Consider the following 5,465-nt stretch of genomic DNA (forward strand, 5'->3'; position numbering starts at 1 on the left):
ACTTTAAAAATCAAGTGTTCTGAAAAAAGCCTTAAATAGAAAGGCTTATTAAAGTGCGCCATTTTTAAGGAGTAGAGATGAATTTATTTGAAAAACTCTTTAAAATTCATATAAAACAGCACAAAATAAGAGCTGAGCATTAGCGATTTTTAACCGCTAATGCGACAGCCCCTTTTTTATACTAAAATTTTAGGAGATCTTCCATATTGTATAAGCCAGGTTTAGTAATTGTAGCCATAAATTCACAAGCTTTCAATGCACCGATTGCAAAGACCTCACGTGAAATAGCTTTATGAGATATCTCTATAACTTCTCCAGTTCCGGCAAATATTATTTCATGGTCACCAACAATGGAACCTCCTCTAATAGCGTGAATTCCTATTTCATCTTTAGAACGTTTTTTTGAACCGTATCGACCATAAACATAGGAACTTGCGCTGTTTAATGAATTTTTTATAGTATTTGCTAAAAGAAGTGCAGTACCACTAGGAGAATCTACTTTTTGATTGTGATGTTTTTCAATAATTTCAATATCAAAGTTTTCATACAAAATTGGAACTATTTTTTTTAATAAGGAATTAATTAGATTTATTCCTAAAGACATATTAGCAGATTTAAAAATAGGAATTAACTTGCTTTTTTCTTTAATTAATTTTAAATCCTTTTCATCATAACCAGTAGTACATAATACTACTGGTTTATTATTTTTTAAACTGAAAGTTACTAAATCTTCAAGAGCATCTGCTCTAGAGAAATCAAGTAAAACATCATATTCAAGATCTATTTCTCTTACAGAGTTAAATATTTTATAGTTATAGTCCTTCTTTAATAGCTTATCTACACCAGCAACTATTTCTATATTAGGAAAGTTCTTTGAAAGTTCTGTTATTGTTTTTCCCATTTTTCCGCAACATCCATTTAATATAACTTTTATCATATCTATCTCCTTATATTAAATTGTATTGTTTCAATGTTTCCTGTAAAATTTTTAAATTTTCTTCTTCCATTTCTGCTAATGGCAATCTTAATTCGCCAACATCTTTTCCCATTAAATTTAATGCAGTCTTTACTGGAACCGGATTCGTCTCTATAAATAATTTATTAGCTAAATCTAAAGTTTCTAGTTGAAGCTTTAAGGCCTTTTCTATATTCTTATTAAGATAGCTGTAAGTCATATCATGAACAGTACTTGGAATAATATTTGCTAACACTGATATTACACCAATACCTCCAAGGGACATTATTGGTATTATTTGATCATCATTACCTGAATATATATCTATTGCATCACCGCATAGGACTTTCATTTGAGCGACTTGACTTATGTTGCCGCTAGCTTCTTTAATTGCTATAATATTTTTAAATTTTGATAGGGCTAGAAGTTGTTTTGGACTAATATTAACTCCTGTTCTAGATGGAACATTATATAAAATAATAGGAATATTTACTGCATCATTAATAGCTTTGAAATGTTTTATTAATCCCTTGTTTGTAGTTTTGTTGTAGTAAGGTGTAATAACAAGTAAGGCATCAGCACCAACTTCTTCTGCATATTTACTCATTTTAATTGAAGCCTTGGTATCATTTGTTCCCGTACCAGCAATTACGGGTATTCTTTTATTAACTAAATCAACAGTGAATTTTATAACTTTTTTTCTTTCAGATAAAGACATAGTACTTGCTTCACCAGTAGTACCACATATTACTATAGCATCAGTTTTTTCTTTAATATGCCATTCCAATAATTCTTCAAGTTTTTTATAATTTATAGAACCATTTTTAAAAGGGGTTATTATTGCCACTGCAGAACCCTTAAAAATTGCCATTATTCATCACTCCCTATTAGTAATTCGGCTATTTGGACTGCATTTAATGCAGCACCTTTTCTAATGTTATCTGCAACAACCCATAAGTTTAAGCCATTTTCTATGCTAAGATCTCTTCTTATTCTTCCAATATATATATCGTCTTTTCCTGAAACCATTAACGGAGTAGGATATTGCAGGCTCTTTATATTATCATAAACAATAATTCCTTTGGTATTTTTGAATAATTCTATAACTTCTTTTATATCAAAAGATTTTTTTAATTCGATATTTATGCTTTCACTATGGCAGTTAAATACAGGAACTCTTACACAAGTAGATGTAATCTTTAATTCTGGGTTATAAAGAATTTTTTTCGTTTCCTGAATCATTTTCATTTCTTCTCTCGTATAACCATTATCTTGAAAAATATCAATTTGAGGGATACAATTTCCTGCTATTTCATAAGGAAATTTTTGAGCTTTTATTCCTTTTAATCCATTTTCTAAATCTCTAATTCCATTCATACCAGCACCAGATACAGCCTGATATGTAGAATATATTATTCTTTTAATGCCATAATTATCTTCTAAAATTTTTAATGGGAGTACTGCTTGAATTGTGGAACAATTAGGGTTAGCGATTATTCCTTTATGCCATTTTAGATCTTCTGGATTTACTTCAGGAACAACTAGCGGAACATTTTCATCCATTCTATAAGCACTTGAGTTATCAATTACAGTTGCTCCAATTGATACAAAGATTTTTGCAAAATTTAAACTTACATTTGCACCTGCAGAAAATAGAGCAAAATCAATTTTTTTATTAATTATATTATCTTTTCCTGTTTCTTCTATCAAAATTTCCTTGCCTTTAAATTTTAACTTGGAACCAGCAGATTTTTTTGAAGCAAAAAGATATAAATTTTTTATAGGAAAATTTCTTTCCTCTAATATTTCTAGGAATTTTCTTCCTACTTTTCCGCTTGCTCCTACAATAGCGACATTATACATTGCTTTTGTACCTCCTATAAAAGATTTTCAATAGCTTTTTTTAGAAAATATCTAATATATTATATAAAGCTTAAGTGAATATAGTGAAAGCAAATTAAAAGTATAGAAAATATAAATTTGGAAAAGATATTAATATCAAATTTATAGGGGGTATCAAAATGAGTAAAACACCATTAAAAAAAATAATAAAATCAAAAATAAAATCTAAAAAGGAACTATCACCAGAAGAACTTCTTAGAGAAAAGCTTAAATATGAAATAGCTGAAGAATTAGGATTAAAGGATAAAGTTGACCAATATGGATGGGGAGGTCTAACCTCAGAAGAAACAGGAAGAATAGGAGGGATAATGACTAAGAGAAAAAGAGAACTTAAAATTCCTACTAATGATGAGATTTTAGGAAGAAAGTAAACATAATATTAATATTATTGTTAGATACATTGACTAAAATTAAATTTACATTTAATATAGTCTTTAGAAAATTCTATAAAGGGGGAGTGGCGGGTTGTCTTATGGAGAGTTCTCTAAAATTTATGATAAATTAATTAATGAAGATATTAATTATAAAGTAATTTGTAATAGAATACTTGAAATATGTAAAGAAGAAAATATTGAATTTGATTCATACTTAGATATAGCTTGTGGAACAGGAAATGTAACTGTAAATTTAGCTAAAAAATTTAAGGAGTCTTTTGCTGTTGACTTATCAGAAGATATGTTAACTGAAGCCTTCTCAAAATTTCAGGAAGAAAATATTGATTGTAAGTTAATTTGTCAGAATATGAGTGAACTAAATTTAAATAGAAAATTTGACTTAATAACCTCAGTATTGGATGCAACAAATTATATATTAGAAGATAAAGATTTCGTTGAGTATTTGGAAAGAGTAAAAGCTCATTTAAAGGATAATGGTATATTTATTTTTGATATAAATTCTTATTATAAATTATCTGAAGTTCTAGGAAATAACATATACACCTATGATGAAGAAGATGTTTTTTATGTTTGGGAAAATGAATTTGAAGATGACATTGTAAGTATGTATTTAAGCTTTTTTATAAAAAATGGTAATTTATACAAAAGATTTGATGAAAGTCATTTTGAAAGAGCTTATAAGGAAGAATTTATTGAAAAAGTATTGAAGAATATTGGACTAAAAATTATAGGGAAATATGAGGATTATACAAAAGAGAGGGTTAAAGAAAAATCTGAACGAATAGTTTATGTAGTAAAGAAGTAAAATAATTGGAGGTATAACATGGATAAAATAATAAAAGCGACAGCAAAAGATGGAATGATAAGAATAATTGCGGGACAAACAAGAGATTTAGTTAATGAAGGAGTATCAATACATAATTGTTCTCCTGTGGCAGCAGCTGCCTTAGGAAGAATGTTAACAGCAGGAGCCCTTATGGGATCAACCTTAAAGGGCAGCAATGAAGTTTTAACTTTAAAAATAGATGGAAATGGAGAAGCTAAGGGAATTACTGTAACTGCTTATGAAGGAGGAAAAGTAAAAGGATTAGTTGGAAATCCTTACAGTAATAGACCTTTAAATTCAATAGGGAAATTAGATGTAGGTGGTTTTATAGGTAAAGATGGTGACTTTATAGTTATTAAAGATTTAGGATTAAGAGAGCCTTATGTAGGAAGAGTTCCAATATATACAGGAGAAATTGCGGAAGATTTAGCTTATTATTTTACTGTATCTGAACAGACACCATCTGCAGTTGCTTTAGGAGTATTAGTAGATAAGGATCTTTCTATAAAAACATCTGGGGGCTTTATTATTCAAATGATGCCAGATGCTGATGAATTATTATCAGATTTAATTACATATAGATTACAAGAAATTCCTTCTATTACAGAAATGTTACTTCAACATGGAGATATAACAAAAGTAATTGAATTTATTTTTGAGGGAATGGATTTAAAAATATTAGATAAAATTACTCCTGAATATAAGTGTAATTGCTCTAGAGAAAGAGTAGAAAATGCTTTAATATCAATAGGTAAAGAGGAATTGACAAAAATTTATGAAGAAGGTAAAGAAGAAGAAATTACATGTGATTTTTGTAAAACTACCTATAAATTTAATAAAGAAGATATTGAACAATTATTAAAACAAGCAAAATAGAGTTATTTAGTGATAAGAAGGCTAATTTTTATATTAAATAAGTTATAATTAATAATTAAAAAAACTGACTGTTATAAAATAATAAAATGTACCCTATGGAATAGACAATTTAAAAAAAGTCTATGCCATAGGGTATTTTTATGTATAATAAAATAAATATCATTAGGAGAAGAATGTAATGAGCAAAAAATTATTTACAGAAAAAGAAATAGAAATATTTGAGGAATGTGGATTTAACATAGATATTTTAGGTATGAAACGTGTTGAACTATCAGGTAAAAGATGGCGCTCCGCATTTCGCAGAAATGGAATAACTATTAATGCTAAAATAAAAATTAACAAGATTACAAATATAAAACTTAACAGAATTGCAAATGAAATAGTATAATTATCTCCGACGTAAGGAGGTAATTAGCATGATAGAAACAATAAAGGCAGAACTGAACATTTTGAGGTGCTTAAATATGAAACCAAACTATAGTGACTTAGCAAGAAAATATGGAGTTTCAAG

At 28.1% G+C, this 5,465-nt stretch carries 7 protein-coding genes; 4 read left to right on the forward strand and 3 right to left on the reverse strand.

The features are described 5' to 3' along the window. Positions 1-181: 181 nt before the first annotated feature. Genes dapB through KQI16_RS11465 form a run of 3 tightly spaced genes read right to left on the reverse strand, consistent with a single transcriptional unit; the run spans position 182 to position 2,818 of the window. The gene (gene dapB, locus KQI16_RS11455) at positions 182-937 is read right to left on the reverse strand and encodes a 4-hydroxy-tetrahydrodipicolinate reductase (RefSeq protein WP_216434579.1); all 756 of its coding nucleotides are present in this window, start codon (positions 935-937) and stop codon (positions 182-184) included. A 10-nt stretch (positions 938-947) separates the two neighbouring features. Continuing rightward, positions 948-1,826, reverse strand: a complete 879-nt coding sequence (dapA, locus tag KQI16_RS11460) for a 4-hydroxy-tetrahydrodipicolinate synthase (protein ID WP_216434581.1) — start codon at positions 1,824-1,826, stop codon at positions 948-950. Next, positions 1,826-2,818, reverse strand: a complete 993-nt coding sequence (locus KQI16_RS11465) for an aspartate-semialdehyde dehydrogenase (RefSeq protein ID WP_216434583.1) — start codon at positions 2,816-2,818, stop codon at positions 1,826-1,828. The genes dapA and KQI16_RS11465 overlap by 1 nt, the downstream gene beginning before the upstream one ends. 158 nt (positions 2,819-2,976) lie before the next feature. Between KQI16_RS11465 and KQI16_RS11470 the strand changes: the two genes are divergently transcribed. From KQI16_RS11470 to KQI16_RS11485, 4 genes are all read left to right on the forward strand, one after another. Then, a complete protein-coding gene (locus KQI16_RS11470) occupies positions 2,977-3,228 on the forward strand; it encodes an alpha/beta-type small acid-soluble spore protein (protein ID WP_119864756.1) in 252 nt (83 codons plus the stop codon). Between the two features lie 94 nt (positions 3,229-3,322). Then, on the forward strand, positions 3,323-4,057 hold the full coding sequence (locus KQI16_RS11475) for a class I SAM-dependent DNA methyltransferase (protein WP_216434585.1): 735 nt from the start codon (positions 3,323-3,325) through the stop codon (positions 4,055-4,057). A gap of 18 nt (positions 4,058-4,075) precedes the next feature. Then, positions 4,076-4,954, forward strand: coding sequence for an Hsp33 family molecular chaperone HslO (hslO, locus tag KQI16_RS11480; protein ID WP_216434587.1), 879 nt, complete (start codon positions 4,076-4,078; stop codon positions 4,952-4,954). A 178-nt stretch (positions 4,955-5,132) separates the two neighbouring features. Next, a complete protein-coding gene (locus tag KQI16_RS11485) occupies positions 5,133-5,342 on the forward strand; it encodes a hypothetical protein (protein ID WP_216434590.1) in 210 nt (69 codons plus the stop codon). Positions 5,343-5,465 lie beyond the last annotated feature (123 nt).

The sequence above is a fragment of the Caproiciproducens sp. MSJ-32 genome (genome assembly GCF_018918055.1).
Lineage (GTDB): Bacteria > Bacillota > Clostridia > Clostridiales > Clostridiaceae > Clostridium.